General features: G+C 63.1%; 13 protein-coding genes, 1 other RNA gene and 1 pseudogene. 5 read left to right on the plus strand and 10 right to left on the minus strand.

Annotated elements, in window-relative coordinates:
* The first annotated feature begins 181 nt into the window (after window positions 1-181).
* On the plus strand, window positions 182-3793 hold the full coding sequence (locus ACOYYX_RS16200) for a mechanosensitive ion channel domain-containing protein (protein ID WP_422930951.1): 3612 nt from the start codon (window positions 182-184) through the stop codon (window positions 3791-3793).
* A gap of 115 nt (window positions 3794-3908) precedes the next feature.
* Here ACOYYX_RS16200 and dacB read toward each other — a convergent pair whose 3' ends face one another.
* From dacB to rnpB, 7 genes are all read right to left on the minus strand, one after another.
* On the minus strand, window positions 3909-5492 hold the full coding sequence (gene dacB, locus ACOYYX_RS16205) for a D-alanyl-D-alanine carboxypeptidase/D-alanyl-D-alanine endopeptidase (RefSeq protein ID WP_422930952.1): 1584 nt from the start codon (window positions 5490-5492) through the stop codon (window positions 3909-3911).
* Window positions 5493-5720: 228 nt separating this feature from the next.
* Entirely contained in the window at window positions 5721-6479 is a 759-nt protein-coding gene (locus ACOYYX_RS16210; protein ID WP_422930953.1) for a succinate dehydrogenase iron-sulfur subunit, read from the minus strand.
* A gap of 213 nt (window positions 6480-6692) precedes the next feature.
* Entirely contained in the window at window positions 6693-8540 is a 1848-nt protein-coding gene (sdhA, locus tag ACOYYX_RS16215; protein WP_422930954.1) for a succinate dehydrogenase flavoprotein subunit, read from the minus strand.
* Window positions 8541-8601: 61 nt separating this feature from the next.
* Window positions 8602-9069 (minus strand): succinate dehydrogenase hydrophobic membrane anchor subunit, encoded by a 468-nt coding sequence (locus tag ACOYYX_RS16220; protein ID WP_422930955.1) that lies wholly within the window; start codon window positions 9067-9069, stop codon window positions 8602-8604.
* A gap of 120 nt (window positions 9070-9189) precedes the next feature.
* On the minus strand, window positions 9190-9600 hold the full coding sequence (locus tag ACOYYX_RS16225) for a succinate dehydrogenase (RefSeq protein WP_422930956.1): 411 nt from the start codon (window positions 9598-9600) through the stop codon (window positions 9190-9192).
* 317 nt (window positions 9601-9917) lie between these two features.
* A complete protein-coding gene (locus ACOYYX_RS16230) occupies window positions 9918-10193 on the minus strand; it encodes a hypothetical protein (protein ID WP_422930957.1) in 276 nt (91 codons plus the stop codon).
* Window positions 10194-10456: 263 nt separating this feature from the next.
* An RNA gene (gene rnpB, locus ACOYYX_RS16235) (RNase P RNA component class A) lies at window positions 10457-10901 on the minus strand.
* Between the two features lie 191 nt (window positions 10902-11092).
* Here rnpB and ACOYYX_RS16240 point away from each other — a divergent pair.
* A complete protein-coding gene (locus ACOYYX_RS16240) occupies window positions 11093-11590 on the plus strand; it encodes an aminoacyl-tRNA deacylase (protein ID WP_422930958.1) in 498 nt (165 codons plus the stop codon).
* Window positions 11591-11701: 111 nt separating this feature from the next.
* Here the strand turns inward: ACOYYX_RS16240 and ACOYYX_RS16245 are convergent, their stop codons facing one another.
* Window positions 11702-14761 carry a proline dehydrogenase family protein gene (locus ACOYYX_RS16245; RefSeq protein ID WP_422930959.1) on the minus strand — a complete coding sequence of 1020 codons (3060 nt, stop codon included), beginning with the start codon at window positions 14759-14761 and terminating at the stop codon, window positions 11702-11704.
* Between the two features lie 329 nt (window positions 14762-15090).
* On the opposite strand from ACOYYX_RS16245, the pseudogene rplM reads away from it, so the two are divergent.
* The 3 genes and pseudogenes from rplM to ACOYYX_RS16260 all read left to right on the plus strand — a co-directional run.
* Window positions 15091-15501: pseudogene (gene rplM, locus ACOYYX_RS16250) on the plus strand (50S ribosomal protein L13); the annotation flags it as partial.
* Between the two features lie 283 nt (window positions 15502-15784).
* Window positions 15785-16189, plus strand: coding sequence for a 30S ribosomal protein S9 (gene rpsI, locus ACOYYX_RS16255; protein WP_422930960.1), 405 nt, complete (start codon window positions 15785-15787; stop codon window positions 16187-16189).
* Between the two features lie 242 nt (window positions 16190-16431).
* Window positions 16432-17304: an inositol oxygenase family protein gene (locus ACOYYX_RS16260; protein WP_422930961.1), complete on the plus strand. Its 873-nt coding sequence runs from the start codon at window positions 16432-16434 to the stop codon at window positions 17302-17304.
* 294 nt (window positions 17305-17598) lie between these two features.
* On the opposite strand, the gene ACOYYX_RS16265 is transcribed toward ACOYYX_RS16260, so the two are convergent.
* Together ACOYYX_RS16265 and ACOYYX_RS16270 are read right to left on the minus strand one after the other, a co-directional pair.
* The gene (locus tag ACOYYX_RS16265) at window positions 17599-18210 is read right to left on the minus strand and encodes a PEP-CTERM sorting domain-containing protein (RefSeq protein WP_422930962.1); all 612 of its coding nucleotides are present in this window, start codon (window positions 18208-18210) and stop codon (window positions 17599-17601) included.
* A 394-nt stretch (window positions 18211-18604) separates the two neighbouring features.
* Window positions 18605-19855 carry a cysteine desulfurase-like protein gene (locus ACOYYX_RS16270; protein WP_422930963.1) on the minus strand — a complete coding sequence of 417 codons (1251 nt, stop codon included), beginning with the start codon at window positions 19853-19855 and terminating at the stop codon, window positions 18605-18607.
* Window positions 19856-19944 lie beyond the last annotated feature (89 nt).

Raw genomic sequence — 19944 nt, forward strand, 5'->3', positions numbered from 1 at the left:
CACCACAAGTGTCTCCGTGTCTACCGAAAGCCGAGGTAGACGGGTCGGCCGGCGATGCGTGAACACCTCTGAAAACTAGCGCCACAAACGTCTGGATCGACTGTCGTCGCCTGAATCGCGAGCGTGACGACGCGGGCGGCCAAGATGGCTGCGCCTTCATCGACTGAGGAGCATACCAAGGATGGGAAAGACCTGGGCCGGACGCCTTGCATTGTTCCTGGGCATTGTCGGGTTTCCCCTGATCGTCAGCGCAGACGGACCAGCGACTCCCCCCGCGCCGGCCGCAGCCGCAACGCCCGCCCCTGCCCTGCCGCCGGCCGCCGAGGCCATCGCCGATCCCGAGGCGACCCCGATCGATACGGCGCAAATGCGCGCCGAGCTCACCGAGAAACTCAAAGAATCGACCGACAAGACTGGCAAGGATGGCTCCCCCGCCATGCCCAAGCCGCTCCGTGACCTCCTTGAGGAACGATTGAAGCTCCTGGGCGAGTGGGACAAGGCCTACAAGAGTCGCCAGGAGGCCGAGCATCCCAAGAAGTCACCCGAGCAGCAGATCTCCGAGATCAAGGCGGAGCTGGCCCGCGTCCAGAGCACGCTCGACAAGTCGGCCAAGGATACTTCCATCATCCTGCCCGCGGCCTTCCGGCAGCCCGCAAAGGACCTGGGGGCGGTATCCGCGGAGATGAAGGAATGTATCGACGCGGCCAAGGCCGAGCTGAAGGACTGGAAGAACAAGTTCGAAAAGATCCGGAGCGCCGAGGCCTCGAGAACGACGACTTCTTCGATCGCCGCACTGCGCAATCAGCGGGACAAACTCCAGCAGAGCGTGGCATCGCTCGCCCCGCGGCGGAAGGAAATCGAGGCTGCGGTCACGGAAGCGAAATCGCCAGATGAGCAAGCCCTCGCCAACGAGCGTCTCGCCACGTTCGAGCTCGAATCGAAGGTCGAGGTCGAGCGGCTCCTCGGCCAGGAGGCCCGCATCTCCCTCGAGATGAAGCGGATCAGCCTCCCCGACCTCGAGAAGAAGACGTGCGAAGCTCACATCGAGCTCACTTCGAAGTCGCTCAGCCTAATGCAGGCGAAGTACCAGGCCCTGGCGAATGTCGTCGAGCAGAACCTCAAGAAGAATGCGGACGTCGAGCAGGACATCGCCGCGCGGTCGAATGATCCGCTGGTGAAATACCAGGCCCGTTGCAAGGCCCAGCTTCTCGAGCTCCAGGCGCAGGTCGTCAAGCATGAGAACGTCCTGGCCTCCAGCATCTCGCCGTCGCCGGAAGAACAGCGCATCCTTGGGGATCGCGCCGTGACCGACTTCCAGAGCATCAAGCAACTGCTCGACGACGGTCGGATCAGCCACCTCGACGCCATGCGGTTCAACAACGACTTCCGCCGGATCCGGCCGGAACGGGCGCGGATCGTCAGTCGAGAGCTCGCCACGGCCGAGGCACTCCAGGCCCACTTCGAGAACCTCCTCAGCTCGGTCGAACTCGAGCTCCTGCAAGATCAACGGATCGACCAGTACGAGCACGAGACCCTGCTCGAGCAGCTCCCCCCAGAGAAACATGAGAAGGCCAAGGCGCTCTTCGCCGAGATCGACAAGCAGCACCTGGAGTTGCTGAACAAGAACCGGGCGATCCTCATGAGGCTGGCCGCACGGGCCGAACAGACGCAGAAGGAGATCGTGCGTCGGCTCGACATCCTCGACGAGCAGTACGGCTTCATCCGGACCCACATCTTCTGGGTCCGTGACCAGGAGCCGCTAGGGTTCTCGACGCTGCTCCAGGCCCAGCGCGGGACTTACGTGATCTTCAAGGGCCTCTTCCGCCTGGCCCTCGAACTCGGAGACCGATCCCTCTGGGGCCGGATCTCGGCCGAGTTCGTCACCGCCACCGCGTTCCTGGCGATCCTCCCCTGGCCGTTCTTTCGCCTGAGGCAGTTCCTCAGGGCCCGGCCCCAGGCGGCCGAGGGATGCGTCCCGAACACCTGGTCCCTGAATTGCTATGTGCTGCTCTTCGGGATCGCCTCGGCGACGATCTGGCCGGGCTATTTGCTGCTCCTGGCCTATACGACCCGGCAGGCCCCCTGGCCGCGTAACATCGCCATCCCGGTCGCCACGGCGCTCCTGATGCTGACGCCGGCCATGGTCTTCCTGAGCTTCATGCGGTGGTTCCTCCGCCATGAAGGTTGGGCCGAACGCCAACTGTCGATCCCGGCGGAAGTCACCAGGCAGCTTCGTCGAGCCGTCCTGATGCTCGTCTGCATCGGCTCGCCCCTGGCGATCTCCCAGTTCTTGCTCGATCAGAATTTCGTGGCTCCGGGCGGAAGACCGATCTCAGCCCCCTCGGTCACGAGGCTCCTGGGCCTCGGCATCGAGATCCTGCTGATGTACGTGGTCTTTTACCTGACGCGGGGCAACTCGGCGTTCATCCAGTGGCTGTTGCAACTACCACAACGGCTGGGCTGGATCAGCCGGAGGCGGCGTGAAATATGCCTCGCCTGCCTCTTCGGGTTGGGTGGGATCATCGCCCTCGACGTCTGCGGCTATAGCTTCACAGCCCAGCGGCTCACGATGGCGATCGGCCAGGGCATGCTCCTGATCGGGATATGCTTCCTGATTTATCGGACCCTGATCCGCCTGATCGACCAGCACGCCTGGCGCTGGATCCGGATGGGGCCCACGCTCGCCGTCCCCGCGGCCCAGAAGGATCCGAGTGCGCCCGATGACCTGGCCAACCGGCTGCGACGCCTGGTCGCCTTCGCCATGCCGGTCGTGGGCCTCTTCATCGCCGCCTGGATCTGGAGCATCGACTGGGCCCTGTTCGAGTTCGTCAGCAACATCCAACTCGTCAGCGGCGACGAGAAGACCGCGATCACGATCGGGAATGCTTTCGAATGCCTGGTCATTCTTGGAGTGACTTCCTTCGTCTGGCACCACACCAGCACCCTGTTCGCCGTGGCCATCTTCCCCAGGATGAGCGAGGATCCCGGAATTCGGTTCGCCGTTGTCACACTCTCGCGTTACGCGGTGCTGGCCGTGGGCCTGCTGTCCGGGCTCTCGGCGGTCCACCTCGGTCTCGAGAAGATCGGAATGGTGCTGGCGGCGCTGGGCGTCGGCTTGGGATTCGGCCTCCAGGAAATCGTGTCCAATTTCGTCTGCGGCATCATCCTGCTGCTCGAACGCCCGATACGGGTCGGCGACACGGTGACGGTCTCGGGCATGATCGGCACCGTGGACCGGATCAACATCCGGGCGACCACGATCATCAACGGCGACAACCAGAGCATCATCGTCCCGAACCGAGCCTTCATCACGAGCGACCTCGTGAACTGGACGCTGAAGGACAAGATCGTCCGTGTCACGATCCGCGTTCGTGCGGCTCGCGGCTCCGATCCCGATAAGGTGAGCGAGCTCCTGCTCAGGATCGCGCGCGAAGATGCGGACGTGCTCCGCAATCCGATCCCGTCGTCGTTCATGGAGGACTTCTCGGATTGGGCTCAGACGTTCGTGCTGTTCGTCCACGTCCCCGAGCCGAGCCTCGCCGCGCGGGTCAAGCACCGCCTCTTCGCCCAGATCCAGAAGAAGTTCGCGGAGTCCTCGATCGACATCGCCATGCCGACCCATGAGCTTCGCCTGCATTCGATCCCCGAAGCCAGCAACCATCTGCTGAATACGGGCCCCGAAGTCGTGCGAAAGGATGGGACCTCGGTCGTACCCCCGGCTCCCAAGTTCGTCACGCCCCCGCCTCCAATCCCGGCTCCCCTCGAGGAATGCCATCGGGGCATGGACGAATAACTACGCGCCGGACCGGGTTATCTCACGAAAAGAGGCGATCCTCACTCGGCCGCAAACGCGGCCCGCGTGAGGATCGCCTCCTATGTTATCAATAGGCATTCTTACACATGGCGGATCACTTGCCGACGGGCTCGCGGCCCTCGGGGGCATCCGAGAGATAGAACGCCTCGCACAAGGATCCGAGCAAACGCCCCGCGCGGGTCGTGGCCTGAGAAATCTTGCCCTCGCCCGGGACGGAAACCTCATTGACGAAGAAGGCGAAGACGAGAGGGCGTCCCGATGCCGTGTCCATGTATCCGGCCAGGGCCTTGCTCGTCATCACGACCCCTCCGTTGAGGCCGTTCTCGACCCAGAACGTGCCGGTCTTGGCGTGGGCATGCCCCCTGGCGGGGCTGTTCTTGTCCACGGCCTTCGAGAGCGTGCCGTCCTCGCCGAGGACAGGCAACGCGGCTTTATATGCGGAAAACTCCGAACGATCGGCCATCGCCCTCAGCAGCGCAACCGTCGCCCTGGGCGTGGCAAGGTCGGAACGATCCCCGCCGGCCCCTCCGCCGAACGAGATGGTATCGATGTCGACACCCAAGGACTTGAGCGCCTCTCCCTCTCGCCGCAAGCCGTCTTCAAGCGTTCGCTGATTGTGGTGAGCCGCCAGGAGCAAGGGCAACGTGCTGGCGTGGAGGTTGTGGCTGACCTTGAGGATGACCTTAATGGATTCGCGGAGCGGCGGCGAGGTGAACTGGGCCACCTTGGGGAGAGCCTTCACCTCGGCTCGCGAAGGGAGTTCCTCGGCCATGTTGTCCCCCAGCGGCGAAGCGTTGATGCGGACCCCGCGCTTCTGGAGCGTCTCGATCAGGGCGGCCCTGGCGTAGGCGGCCGGCTCCTCGACTTCATAAGGCTTCACGACCGGGGCGTGGCCGACCGGGAGCCGACCTCGGATCGAGAACCGCCGAGGTCCGACGCTGCGAACCCTCAACGAAGCCGGTTCGCCCGAGGTCGTATCGACTTTCGCGTCGAACGAGACGAACGAGGTCTCGGGGACAAGCTTGACGGTGGCGGGATCGCCCGCCTTGGCGCCCGGAGTAATCACGACGTCGATGAGGTTGTCGTTGATCAGGATCGGCGAGACCCGCGAAGGACCGCTCCCCGTGCTATTCGCGGGTTCGAACAGACGGTCGTCGACCAGGACATCGCCCGTGACGACCTTTACGCCCGAGGCCAGGACTTCCTTGGCGAGGTGGTCGAGACCTGCTAGCGGATTCGCGTCGACGAGCTCACCAGACAGGTGCCCACTGGCGTAGGTGTGGTCGTTGTCCTTGAACTGGAGCGTCCCGTCCGGAGCCGTGCGGCCTCCGAAGCTCAGGTCTCCCGATGCTACGAGGATCAGGTCCCCCTTGAGGGTGCCGTCACTGGAGATTTCCCCGCGACGCACGATCGGAGTCTGGAATCGATACTCGGGGCCCAGATCGACGAGCGCCGAGGCGCACGTGAAGAGTTTGGTGACGGACGCCGGGCAGAAGAGTTGATCCGGGTTCTTCTCGTAGACCGTCTTCCCGGTCTTGCCATCGACGACGAGGAGGCCCCAGTGGGCCCCTTCATATCCCTGGGTCTTGAAGACGGCATCGAGCTTCGCTTCCCAGGGGTCGGCTCCCTGGACCTGGCCATTCAGGGCGGCCAGGCTCAGCCAAAACGCTCCACACAAGTACCGCCATTCCACGAGAACACCCCTTTCCCTCGATGAGGGCGCGAAGATTCTTCGGATGCATTCTGGCGTCGTTCGCGTGTTCTCAAAACTCCGGGCCTGCGAAGAAGATCGCGGCCCGGAATCGTGACCTGGCGGGTGACTGTCGAGGCGCATGTCCTCCCCCGCCATCTGTTGTAGGAGGGAGGATTTGGGAGAGATTCGAGCCGGTGAAACGGAGAAGCCCGCTCAGTGCTCGGTCGCGCCGACGGATTCGGCGATGTCGAGGCTGCCCGTCAGCATGGCACGCTTCACTTCCTGGATCGTCTGCGTCACCTTGATCTCGCGAGGGCAGGCGCTGGTGCAGTTAAAGACGGTCCGGCAGCGCCAGACGCCCTCGGTGTCATTGAGGATCTCAAGACGTTCCGCGGCCCCTTGGTCGCGCGAGTCGAAGATGAATCGGTGGGCGTTGACGATCGCGGCAGGGCCGACGTATTTCTGGTCGCCCCAGAAGGGGGGGCAGGCCGTGGTGCAGCAGGCGCAGAGGATGCACTTGGTCGAGTCGTCGAACCGGGCTCGCTCGGTCGGCGACTGGAGGCGCTCGGTGGTCGGTGCCGGATCGTCGTTGATGAGGAACGGGAGCACCGACTTGTAGTGGTCGAAGAACGGCTTCATATCGACGATCAGGTCTTTGATGACCGGCAGCCCGAGGATGGGCTCGACCGTCAGCGTGTCGCTGGGCAGGTTCTTGACCAGGATCTTGCAGGCGAGGCCGTTCGAGCCGTTGATCCGCATGGCGTCGGAGCCGCAGACGCCGTGGGCACATGACCGACGCAGTCCGAGCGACTCGTCGTGGTTCCACTTCACGCTTTGCAGGACGTCGAGGACGCGGTCCATCGGATCGGCTTCGACGACGAATTGCTCCCAACGCGGCGTGTTGTCCTTCTCGGGGTTGTAGCGCTTGATCTTGACGGTAAGCTTGCGGTGATGAAAATTTGCTGTGGTCATGGATCCGCTGACCTTTGAAGGAGTCGTATTGGGAAGGGGAAGCTCCGAGAGACAACCGCCTTTGATGTATCGATCTTGAGACTGGTCGGACCCGCCAATCGCGGGGAGCCCGGTCGCCGACCTCCGACTTCCGGGCCATCGGTTCGACAAGCAACTCGGCTCGCCCTGGCCGTCGTCGCGAAGCGTCGAGCCTCGCGACTCCCGGGCCTTCTCTCAATACTTGCGGATTTCAAGCGGATACTTGGGGACCTGCTCGCCGTCCTTCTCGATCATGACGATGTCGACCGGCTTGTAGGTCACGTTCGCCTGGTTGTCCCCCGCCCTCCAGATCAGGCTGTGGGCGAAGAAACGCGAGTCGTCGCGATCCGGGAAGTCTTCACGCGAGTGCCCGCCACGGCTCTCTTGCCTGGCCAGGGCCCCGGCGACGGTCGCCTCGGATAGGTCGAGGAGGCAGCCGAGTTCGAGGACTTCGAGCAACCCGGTGTTGAAGACCGAGCCCTTGTCGGAGACGCCGACCGACTTGTAGCGTTCCTTGAGGTTCGCGATCTTGTCGCGGGCTCGTGTCAGGCTTTCTTCCGTGCGATAGACGCCGCAGTCGTCCATCATCGTGGCCTGCATCTCGTCGCGGAGCTTGACCCAGGGCTCCGAGCGGGGGCGAGCCAGCAGGGAGTCGATCGACGACTTGGTCGGCCCTTCGGGGTTGCTCGGCAACTCCTTGAACTCGCGATCGAGGGCATAGGCGGCCATCGATCGCCCGGTCCGACGCCCGTAGACGACGAGGTCAACGAGGCTGTTCGTGCCGAGGCGATTGGCGCCGTGGACGCTGACGCAGGCGCTCTCGCCCGCCGAGAAGAGGCCCGGAACGGGATCCCCCTGGGAGTCTCGCAGGACCTGGCCGTTCAGATTGGTTGGGAGGCCGCCCATGGCGTAGTGGGCCGTCGGCTGGATCGGCATCGGCTCCTTGATCGGGTCGACGCCGAGGTAGGTCCTGGCGAAGTCGATGATGTCGGGGAGTCGCTTCTCGACCCAGGCGCTATCGACCGTGCCGCCGGTGGGGCTGGTCTTGTACTTGTTGATCGTCTCGGCGCGGATGTCGAGGTAGACGTAGTCCTTGCCGTCGACCCCTCGCCCTGCCCTAACTTCCTGATAAATGGAGCGGGAGCAGACGTCGCGGCTGGCGAGGTCCTTCAGGTTCGGGGCGTACACTTCCATGAAGCGTTCCCCCTTGCCGTTGAACATGACGCCGCCGTCGCCGCGGCAAGCTTCGCTGAGGAGGATCCCCAAGCGGTAGATGCCCGTCGGGTGGAACTGGTAGAACTCCATGTCCTGGAGCGGGATGCCGTGACGGTAGGCGATCGCCGGGCCGTCGCCCGTGAGTGCGTAAGCGTTCGACGAGACCTTGAACATCCGGCCGAAGCCGCCGGTCGCCAGCATCACCGACTTAGCGTGGAAGACGTGCAGTTCGCCCGTCGCGATCTCGATCGCGACGATGCCCCGGCACTCGCCGTCGACCATGATGAGGTCCAGCATGTGGAACTCATCGAAGAACGTGACCCCCTGCTTGATGCACTGCTGGTAGAGGGTCTGCAGGATCATATGCCCGGTGCGGTCGGCGGCGTGGCAGGCCCGCATGACCGGGAGGCGGGGCTTGGCCGCTTCCGTGCCGGGAGCGGCGGTCGGGTCGTAGTTGGGGTTCGGTTTCGTGTGCCCGCCGAACCGGCGTTGGGAGATCCGACCCTCGGCCGTGCGGTCGAAGGGCAGGCCCATGTGCTCGAGGTCGTAGATGCACTCGACGGCCTCGCGGCAGAGGATCTCGGCCGCTGTCTGGTCGACGAGGAAGTCCCCACCCTTGATCGTGTCGTACGCGTGGTTTTCCCACGAGTCATGCTCGAGGTTCGCGAGGGCGGCGGCGATGCCTCCCTGGGCCGCCCCGGTGTGGGAACGCGTGGGGTAGAGCTTGCTGACCACGGCCGTGCCGACCCGCTTGCTCGACTCGAGCGCGGCCATGAGCCCCGCGCCACCGGCCCCGACGATGATGCAGTCAAACCTGTGATAATTCATGATCGCTCGCGCGTTCTCATAGCGTCCGGTATGCGGTTATGGGAGGAATTCGCGGGCCATCTCAGCGGGCCGGGACGGCCGTGCCGGGGCTGGCCGCCCCCTGGGCGACGACGGGGCTCGCCTGCTTGGCCTTCCACTCCTCGAGATACTGCTCATCCTTCTGGAACATCAGGATGGCATACGTCCCGATCCCGATCATGAACGTCGCCGCCGTCCAGATCAGCGTGTGAACGATGACCCGACGGCCGGGACGGTTGATGTATTCGTCGAGGATCTGGCGGAGGCCGTTGAAGCCGTGCAGGACCGCCAGGTTGATCATCGTCAGGTCCCAGATCCGCCAGACAACGCCCGTCTTGGGGTCGGCCCAGCGGGAGGCGACGAAGTAATAATTGATGTTCTCGACGTTGTTCAGGATGTGCGTGATGAACAGGTGGCCGAGCGAGAGGAAGACGAGGATGAGCCCCGAGATGCGCATGAAGTACCACGCCGACAGTTCGAAACCCCCTGCCGGCTTGACGCGTCGCCCCATCGAATTCTGCCCCCTAAGTCTTCTCGTCTCGATCCGAACCGATTCGCCAAGGATCTTGGTGTCGGACGCAATCGACCGGCCCCGCCAGTGCCGGTCTCGTCGCCCTTGAAATCTGTCATGTCAAAGGACGTGCTTGGCGGTCGGCGCCACAAACAAGGCGGAGAGCACCCAGACGCTCACGAGCAGCATGATCACGAGGAACAGGCTCATGACGACCCAGAAGATTTCCTTCTGGTATCTTACGCCGCTCGGCCAGAAGTCGAAGAGGATGATCCGCACCCCGTTGACGGCGTGGAAGAGCACCGACGCAATCAGCCCGAGTTCCGCGATCCGGAAGGCCCAACGCAGCGGCCAGTAGTATTGCCCGGCGAACACGCCGCCGTAGATCGACACGGTGAAGTCGTATTCGGCCGGGAAAGCCACGACCAGGAACGTGTCGATGATGTGGATGATGAGGAAGAGAAGGATGCCGAGGCCGGTCAGTCGGTGGGCGAGCCACGACCATTGGCCGATCCCTCCCCCGTAACTCAAGCCTTCTGTAAAGCGTGCCCAAGGTCCGCGACGGTAATACCGCGGACTTTGAATTGTATTCGACATGAGAGTCGGGATCCCGAGGAGGGCAATCAAGCGCGGCGGGAATTCAATCCCGTAGCTGAATCAAACACGTGTCGATGCGCCGCCGGATTCGTACCTCCGGCAGGCTCCTGGGGGGTGGCAGAGCCCCGTCTTCAACACGGCACTAGGATTTTGTAGAGGGGGCGAGAGATGGGGTCAAGAGGCAAGTCCGGAAAACGCTCGACGCAAGCTCGTCTTCCGGCTCAAATATCGCACGATTTGCCGCGATGGAATCAACGGGCGAGGCGGAGCTGAGTGGCCGAGACGAAACCGCGGAGCGTGAGTCGGCCGACCGCGGCGACGGGACTGCCGTGGCAGAGGTTCTCGCCGAGATCCTCGAGCCATCCGCGATCGGGGACGAGCGAGGCCTCGGCCTCCACGATCATGAGATCCTTGGGCCGGCCTTGTGGGGCGACTTGAAGCACCAGACGCGAGTTATCACCAACCATGCCGGCGGGCTCGACCCAGGAGTCGATGATCGCGCCGGTGACCACCATTTCTTTATCCATATCACGCTCCTCCCCGCACGGTTGGTCGCGGAGCCCGGAGGGAATCATGCCTTGGCCAGATGCATCCATCATAGCAAGCAAAACCGTGTAAGGCAAGGGCGACCATCATGGAACACTCACGGATCATGCCGACTCGCATGCAAGGGCCGGGCCGAAGAGCACCAGGGAAGCTCGGCCCAACGAATCGCGGAATATAAGTTTAAATTCGGGACGTGGTTGGCAATAAAACCAAGTGTCGCTCAATTGGACCGGATGCGAAAGGGGGTTGCGGCGCATCTATAAGCCGGATTCTGTCGAAAACCGAAGGGTTTTCGGATGACCATTTCTCTCGAACACCGGTTGCCCGATGTTTCCAGCGACCTACCCGGAAGTCGTAGCGGATCGGGCCAATCCGTCAGGTGGCCGCCCATCGTGACGACAGGCAACCGCCTTGCTTCCTTATTTGGTCTTGCTCCCGGTGGGGTTTGCCAAGCCAAGCCGGTCACCCGGCCTGCTGGTGAGCTCTTACCTCACCGTTTCACCCTTACCACGACCGACAGGGCCGATCGTGGCGGTCTGTTTTCTGTGGCACTTTCCCTACCCGACTGCTCGAGCGGTGGGCGTTACCCACCACCGCGCCCTATGGAGTCCGGACTTTCCTCCCCGGCATGACCTCGACCTTCGCGTTTCCGCAAGAACGAGCGCCGAGGCGATCATCCAACACACCGCAACCCATTCACATCTTAACACAAGGCCTCCCATTCTCAAGACAAACGACGCGAAACGCCACTACTCATGCGATTTCTTCCGGCCTCCAGCGTCACGACGAGATGAGAACCACATAATATCGTTGTAGATTTCCCATTTTCTCTAAATAGCCTATACTGTGGATAGCACCTGGATTTTGGAGGACTTCGACGATGTACATCAGGGACTATCTCCAGAGCCGCCACGTCTGGTTCGAGATGCTGCTGCATCCGCCGGTCCCCTCGGCGACGAAGCTGGCACGCGTGACACATGTGCCGGGTCAAAGCGTCGCCAAGGGCGTGCTCATCCGCGCGGCCGGGAATTATGTGCTGGCGGTTTTGCCGGCGACGGCCCGCATCGACCTCAACCTGCTCGCCAAGACCCTCAGCACGAAGGCGGTGGAAATCGCCTCGGAGGACGAGGTCGAGCACGTTTTCGGCGACTGCGAACGTGGCGCCTTGCCGCCGTTTGGCCGACTCTACGGCCTCACCACCTTCGTCGACGCCAGCCTGGCCGGTGGCTCGGAAATCGTGTTCGTGGGGAACACGAGGCACGAAGGAATGAGGATGCGGTATCGCGACTACGTCGCGGTTGAGGACCCGGTCCGGGCCCGATTCGCGGCCACGACCTCGCCCAAACACCGTCGCGAGTCCAATCGTCGCGCGGGCTGAGCGAGTTGCAACGAGGCGATCCATAACGTGAGAGGCCAGGGCCGCAAACCCGCGGCCCTGGCCTCATTTTATTGCGTTCGTTCGCGACGTCTTGAGGACGCGTCTGAAGGGTCAATCGCCGCGAGCCGCGGTGATGGGCACTTCAACTTGGCTCCTCTCCGACCCTTCCTCGGGATCGGGGGCGAAGCCGCGTCGCATGGTGTTCTCGGTGACGCACCTCGTGAGCAAGAACTCCAGCAAGTAGTTGTCGCCGCCGGCCTTGGTGCCAATCCCGGAAAGCTTGAACCCGCCGAACGGCTGCCGATCGACCAAGGCCCCTGTGCTCGGCCGGTTGATGTAGAGGTTGCCGACGCGGAATCGCCGCTTCACTCGATCGATGTTGCCGGGACTCCTCGAATAGATGCCACCGGTCAACGCGAACTGCGTCCCGTTGGCGATCTCGAGGGCGTGGTCGAGGTCGCGCGCCCTGAGGACGGCTAGCACCGGACCGAAGACTTCTTCCTGCGCGATCCTCGCGTCGGGCTTGACGCCCGCGACGATGAGCGGGCCGACGTACTGACCCGCTTTGGGCAGATGCCCCACATCGGTCGTCAGGACCACCTCCCCTTCCCCGGCGGCGATCCGCTGATATTCCTGGATTCGCTCCTTGGCCTTGGCGTCGATCACCGGGCCGACCGCCGTCTCGGGGTCGTCGGCGGGTCCGACGGGGAGGGCGCGGGCCGCGTCCACGAGCCTGGCGAGGAAGGCATCATACGCCTCGTCGAGGATGATGACTCGCGAGCAGGCCGAGCACTTCTGGCCGGCGTAGCCGAACGCGCTGTGAAGGACGCCAAGCACCGCCTCGTCGAGGTCGGCGTCGTCGTCGATGATGATGGCGTTCTTGCCCCCCATCTCGGCGATGACCCGCTTGACGTGATCCTGGCCCGCCGGGGTCTCGGCGGCGCGTCGGTTGATCGAAAGTCCGACCTCGCGTGAGCCGGTGAAGGCGATCAGGTCGACGTCGGGATGATCTACGAGTTCCTGCCCTACGTCACCAAGCCCGTTGACCACGGTCAGGACGCCCTCGGGGAGTCCGGCCTTCTCCAAGACCTCGGCCAGCAGATGACCCATCATCGGCGAACGTTCACTCGGCTTGAGGACGACCGAGTTCCCGGCGACGAGGGCTGCGACGGTCATCCCCGTCGGGATCGCCAGCGGGAAGTTCCAGGGCGGAATCACGGCGGCGACACCCCTTGCGATGTGCTCGATCCGGTTCGTCTCGCCGGCGACGTCGCGATGCTGCTCCTTGCCGAGCCGGATCATCTGCCTCGCGTAGAACTCGCAGAAGTCGATGGCTTCGGCGACATCGGCATCGGCCTCTCGCCAGGGCTTGCCACATTCGTAGACTTCCCAGGCGGCGAGCAGGAACCGCCTCGACCGCATGATCGCCGCGGCGCGGATCAGGACGTCGGCACGCTCGCGGACCGGGGTCTCGGACCATGACTCGAAGGCACGCCTGGCCGCTTGAACGGCGAGACGGGCGTGCTCGGGGCGGGCCCTGACGAAGGTGCCGATGACGTGTGTGGAGTCGCTGGGATCGGTCGAGGCGAGTTCGAGCCCCGTCTCGACCTCCTGGCCACCGATCGAAAGGGGATAGCGTCGGCCCCACTGCTCTCTCACGGAGCCGAGCGCAAGTCGCATCGCCGAGCGTTCAGCAGGCCGAGAGAAGTCGGTCGGCGGCTCGTTCTTGAACGGCTCGAGGGCCTCGTCGTGGGCCGGTCGTTTTGGCTGGACGGATTGCTTGCGACGTAACATTTCGCCGACCTCCTCGGGGTCTCGGAGCAACTCATCGACGTGGGCACGGTCGGTGAAGCTCGCCTTGAGAAAGGACTCGTTCGAGGTGTTTTCCAGGAGGCGCCGGACGAGATACGCCATCCCCGGCAGCATCGCGCCATAGGGGGTATAGAGCCGGACCCGCTTGCCCTGCTCGACGAGGACGCGCTGAATGGGCTCTCCCATCCCGTGGAGCATCTGGATCTCGTACGCGTCGTCGGGCACTCGGTAGGCCTCGGCCGTCGCCATCGCCGCAGACAACGAACGGACGTTGTGGCTGCCGAGGGCCGGGCGGAGGTTCTCGTAATTCTCGAGCAGGAACCGGGTGCAACGCTCGTAGCAGGCATCGGTCTGCCACTTGGAGAGGTAGACGGGGATCGGCCAATCCCACTGTCGTGCCAGAATGACCTCGTAATCCCAGTACGCCCCCTTCACCAGGCGGATCGTGATCGGCGTCCCGCGTTCCTGGACCCAGTCCAGGAGCATGCGGAGGTCGGCTTCGGCCTCGGGCAAGTACGCCTGGACCACGATCCCCACGTCCGCCCAGTCGCGGAATTCGGGCTCGGAGAGGACCGAGCGGAAGATCGCGAAGGTCAGATCCTTGTGGACATACTGCTCCATGTCGATGTGGACGTACGCGTTCACCTCCCTGGCGAGCCGGAATATGGGACGCAGCCGATCCGCGACACGTTTCTCGCTGCCGTCGGCGTAGAGGGCGTCGAACCGGGCCGTGAGGCTCGTCAGCTTCAATGAGAGGTTCGCGCGCGGGATCGGCCCCCGGTGGTCGCGATCGATCTGCGGAATCTCTGGCGAGGCGTTCAGGGGACCGGAGAGGCCGCTGAGGACCTCCATGCAGGTCTGCTGATAGACCTCGGCCCCGTGCTCGCTGATGACGGCCTCGCCCAGTAGGTCGGCCGTGAAGGCGAGACGCTTACGCCTCAGCCTCATGACGGTTTTGAGTGCTTCATCAGGGGTCGCCCCGGCGATGAAACGCTGAGCCATGTGCGTCGCACCGAACCGGGCGACGTCGGCGAGGAGACGCTCGGCCCCGGTCCTCGATGGGGCCATCGCGACCCCGAGCCTGAGCCACCAGGGGACGCGATCTCCCGCTTCTCCCAGATACTCCCGCAGATGCCTGCCGATAGTCTCGGGACTTTGCAGGACGGGCATCGCGTCGATGAACCGAAAGAGCTGGACCTTGACCAGCGGGTCTCCCACGGTCATATCCATCAGTCGATCGTCCCACCAACCGCGCTCCCAGGGGGTCGGACCGTGCCCGATGCGCTCGAAGAGCGCCCGGCCGATCTGCAGGGCGCGTTGGTCGATCGCGTTTGTCCGCTCGACCTGAAGTGACGCCATCGCTCGATTACTCCGGTGCGTTCATGCGATGGGCGGGGATCGCTGCTCGTCGTCTCCTCGAACCCCACCCTTCTGCATTCTACGTTCGCAAGCCTCGGAGGGATTTTCGCGATCTCGGATCTGAGAACAAGGAACACCGGAATGTTGATCTTTTCTCCGACAATGTTCCCAAACGTTGCGTACAGGGTGAAACGGCCGTGGAATTGCATGCACTCACCACAATCACGCGGCAATCGAGCTTGACAGTATCAGTTTCGCGATTACTATTGGTGTTTTGCCTCGCAAAGGCAGCGATGAATATACTGACGTCTGTTAGGTAGCGAACGTTCATGAAGTGTTATCAGGCGAAGGCCGGTGAACTGACCAAGCACTGGTACGTGATTGACGCGACCGATCAGGTCGTCGGTCGGCTCGCCGCACAGATCGCACCGATCTTGATGGGCAAGCACCGCCCGACCTACACCCCCTACATCGACACCGGTGACTTCGTCATCGTGTTGAATGTGGACAAGGTCGTCTTCACCGGCAACAAGTGGCAGCAGAAGTTCTACCAGCGGTACACCGGTCACCCCGGTGGCCAGCGCGATGAACAGGCCTGGAAGCTTTTCCAGCGCCGCCCCGAGCGGATCCTCCAGCTCGCGATCCAGCGCATGATGCCCAAGAACAAGATTGGGCGCCACATGCTGGGCAAGCTGAAGCTCTATGCGGGCAACAACCATCCGCACCAGGCCCAGGCTCCCATCCCGTTGGTAGCCCTCTCGGGCCGCCCTGCCCCGGCCGGTGCGACCTACGTGCCCAAGCCCACGCCGAAGGCCGCTGCCCCGAAGACCGCTCCCGTCTCGACGCCCGCCGTCGCGACCCCCGAAGCGGCCTCGGTCGAGTCCCAGGCCCCGGAATCCACCGCGGGCGCCGAATGAGCTAGGGTTTCACCCAGCTCGCCCGCCGATCGCCAAACCAACGTGAGTACAAGGACGGGGCGGATTCGATCCGCCCCGATTTGGGCATTCGAGGACTGTGAGATCCATGGCTGCCACGGCAACCGTTCCTTTCATCTGGGGCACCGGCCGACGAAAAACGGCTGTCGCTCGGGTTCGTATTCGCGAAGGCACCGGGGCCTTCCTCGTCAACGACCTCCCCGTCGATGACTACTTCCCCCTCGAAGTCCAGCGGACCGACGTCCGTGCTCCTCTCACCTCCACCGAGATGGGCGGCCGCTACGACGTCTTCGTGAACGTCCGGGGCAGCGGGAAGCACAGTCAGTCCGGCGCCGTGATGCTCGGCCTGGCCCGTGCTCTCAAGGAGCACCGGCCCGACCTCGAGGCGGCCTTGCGTGATCACGGCTTCTTGACCCGCGACGCCCGTATGGTCGAGCGGAAGAAGTACGGGCATAAGAAAGCCCGTCGCAGCTTCCAGTTCTCCAAGCGTTGATCGCTCGGAAAACTCCGGAAACTTATTCCTATCCAGACCAAGCACGAGCGAGGCATCAGCCTCGCTCGTGCTTGGTCTTTTTGCATTTCCGCGTATGATGGTTGAGTCAATCTATCTGTGGCTGTGCGGGACGAAGGCGTCCTCAAGGCCACAACCACCCGATTCTGTGTTCGAAAACACGCAAGTCACCGGTCATTCGACCAGATCCATGTGCTCCGGTTCCTCTCCCAAGGAGTCCACCGATGGGTGAATCCTCATCCCGCCCCGCCGCCGGGCCGCTCGAAGACCTCGATGAGTGGGAATCCGTTTTTGAGCCGGCGGAAGCCGACGTCTCGCCAGACGGGGGCACCAAGACCTTCCGGGACTACCGCAAGAACGTCCGCGACGGCGTCCGCGAGTTCTATCGCCTAAACCATCGCTATCAGACCCTCGACTTCGTGCTCGAGAAGAAGGCGGAGTATCTCGAAGACACGCGACGCAGGATGGGCATCTGGGAGGCGATGGAGTACCTCAATACACTGGTCGATGATAGCGACCCGGACACGCAGCTCTCGCAGATCGAGCACCTGATGCAGTCGGCCGAGGCCATCCGCGCCGATGGCCATCCCCGGTGGTTCATCCTTACGGGCCTGATTCACGACCTGGGCAAGGTCCTCTGCCTGTTCGGTGAGCCGCAATGGGCCGTGGTCGGCGACACCTTCCCGGTCGGATGCCGCTACTCCGGCAAGATCGTCTTCCCCGAGTTCTTCGTCGAGAACCCGGACTACTCGGTGCCCGAGTACCAGACCCCTTGCGGGATTTACCGTGAGCACTGCGGACTCGACAAGGTCCATCTCTCCTGGGGCCACGACGAATACTTGTATCATGTCGTGAAGGATTATTTGCCCGACGAAGCCCTGGCGATGATCCGCTATCACTCCTTCTACGCCGCGCATCGCGAGGGGGAATACACCCACCTCATGACGGCTCGCGACCTCGAGCTCTTCGAGTGGGTCCGCAAGTTCAATCCCTACGACCTCTACTCGAAGGGGCACGAACGCCCGGACGTCCCCGCGCTCACGGGCTATTACAAGGAACTGATCGACGAGTTCTTCCCCAAAGAACTCGCCTGGTGAGCCCGCGACGCGTCAAGAAGTGACTCCTTCGAAATGCAGAACCCCCTCCGACTTGAGAGGGGGGACGCGTCCATGCGACTTGGACGCACGCTACGTTGGTGTGGACTCAGCAGGCGATCGAACAGTTCGCGTCAGGCGTGTGCAGGTTCAAGGTGCTGACTAACTCGGCGAAGATCCTTGTCGAGTGTAAGGATCAAGTTCCGCGGCTCATCGGCGAGCCGGAATCTCCGGGGCTTTGGTGCTCGTCCGAGAAGTAGGCCTTGCCTCGTCGCCTGGGGGGGATGCGCGTGTGAATCAGGCTGCTCGTCGGGATCGGAGACGCTGACGGAGGCCGAGGCCCGCGATCGTCGTCAGGAACATGGCGATCGAGGTCGGTTCGGGGACGGGCTTCTCGGTCGGCGTGGTGGTCAGGTGGGCTTCGGCGGTCGTCAACCCATTGTTGGTCGTCGACGGCACGAGGGTGAATTTCAGGCCGGGGAGCGTCAAGGTGTTCTTGTACGGGCCGGTTTGAAACTGGACCGAGCCGATCGGGTCGAAAGTCGCCTGGACGCTCGACTGGGTCCCGCCGGTGATCTTTCCGTTGAGGTGCCCGTTCAGGACGATGGGGGTCTGGTTGGGGCTGGGAGCCTCTCCTTCAACCTGATTCACGACGAGGGTGATGTGGAAGGGAGTGTCGTCGTACGTGGTGCTCTGGCCGGCCGGGAGGGGCGCGACATCGAAATTACCGAGGCTGAAATACGAGGCTGAGGAGAACTGATTCTGATCGAGGCTGACGAAGCTGATGATCGGCGTCCCGGTTATCCCGGTCGACTCGATGGTGCCACTCGTCGTGTACTGGATCAGCGTGCTCGCCTGAGTAGCGTGGCTGTTGAGGGCGGTGAAAGTCAAAAGAATGACGAACGTCAAAGCGCTCCTTCTACGTACCGCACGCATCTTGCATCCTCCTGAAGTAGATTGCGCTGTCCTGCGGTTACTTGGTCGGTTCCTCTAAGGTGAGGTCGAGCGGAGCGGAAGATACTCCAAGCCTCAAAACAGGGAAACCCCGATTTTTCGAAGATCAGGGATTTTTCCTCAAGATTCTCGTCACGGCATCCGACTCCCTACCGGATGGTCGGAACTCAATCTTCACCCAGCTTGCCAAAGCCACGTCATTTGCAAACATTTTGTTCGCATTAACGAATGGACCCATTGATTAAATCGAAAAGTGTTTATTTCAAAGCATCGAAGGACTTCCAGAATTGAACAGGCCGCGTAGGAAGGCTTTTGACCTCCTTACGCGGCCTGGATTGGGTCGCTTTGTTCAGCTCGACTGCGGGAAGGATCTGATGGCGTCGATGACCCGTGCGATTTCCTCATCCGTCGTGTAGCAGGCACATCCGAGCCGCACGAAACCCGACTCGCTCCGCCCGTAGCGCTCGGCGACTGTGCTCGCGTAGAAGTCGCCGTGACTGGCGAAGATGCCTTGCACGGCGAGATGCCGGGCAACCTCGACGACCGGCGTCTCGCCGATACTGAATGAGATCGTCGAGGTCCGATCGGCGTCGGGGGTCGGGCCGTAGAGTCGCAGCTCCGGGATTTCCGAGAGCCCTTCCCAGAGTCGGCGAACCTGCTGCGTCCCGCGGTGATGGAACTCGGTCATGACCGACTGAAGGCGGGCGCGACGGTTCGAGCCGGGCGAGAGCGACGCCAGGAGATTCACGGCCGCGGCCGCTCCTACGATACCTTCATGGTTCTGGGTCCCGGTCTCGCAACGGTCCGGCGGGGTATTGGGCGCCGGCAGGAGCTTGGGGACATCCAGCAACTGGAGCAGTTCTTCCTTGCCGAACACCACGCCGACGTGGGGGCCATAATATTTGTAGGCGGAGCACGCCAGGAAGTCGCAGTCCCAGTCGCGCACGTCGACCGACGCATGCGCCGCGTAGTGAACGGCGTCGACGTAGATGAGAGCCCCCGCCGCATGGGCGTTGGCCGCTGCGGCTTTGACGTCGTTGATCGTCCCCAGGGCGTTCGAGGCCGCACCGACGGCGACGATCCTGGTGCTCTCGTTCAAGAGGCTGTCGAAGTGATCCCAGTCGAGCTGCCCCGTCTCGGGGACCATCCGAGCGACCCGGATCTGAACTCCCCTCTCGCGCTCGAGGGCTCGCCAGGGGGCGACGTTGGCGTGGTGGTCGAGCTCCGTGACGACGATCTCATCCTTGGGCCCATACCCCCGCCCGAGGGCTCGGGCGATGTGGAAGCTCAAGGACGTCATGTTGTTGCCGAAGACGACCTCGGTCGGCGAGGCATTCAGGAAGTCGGCGAGGGCCTGCCGAGACTCGGCCAGCAGGGCGTCCGTCTCCTGGCTGGTCGGATAGGCCCAATGTGCGTTCGCATTGTGGTGGAAGAGGTAGTCGGCCACCGCCGCGACGACGTGGCGAGGGACCTGCGTACCCCCCGGTCCGTCGAAGTAAGCGACGGGGTGACCATTCCAGGTCCGCTCTAGCGCAGGGAAGTGGGTACGGATTTCGGCGACATCGGCGACCGACGACTGATGCTCCCCCGTGGAAACCATGGATCCCTCGTTCCAGAGCTCGAAATGTACCAGTCCGCCGGCCTCGACCGAGGCCGACCTCGCGATGAGGCTGACCATAGTAATTGACG

Origin of the sequence: Singulisphaera chitinilytica, from assembly GCF_049331405.1 — a bacterium.
Classification (GTDB): Bacteria; Planctomycetota; Planctomycetia; order Isosphaerales; family Isosphaeraceae; genus PoT.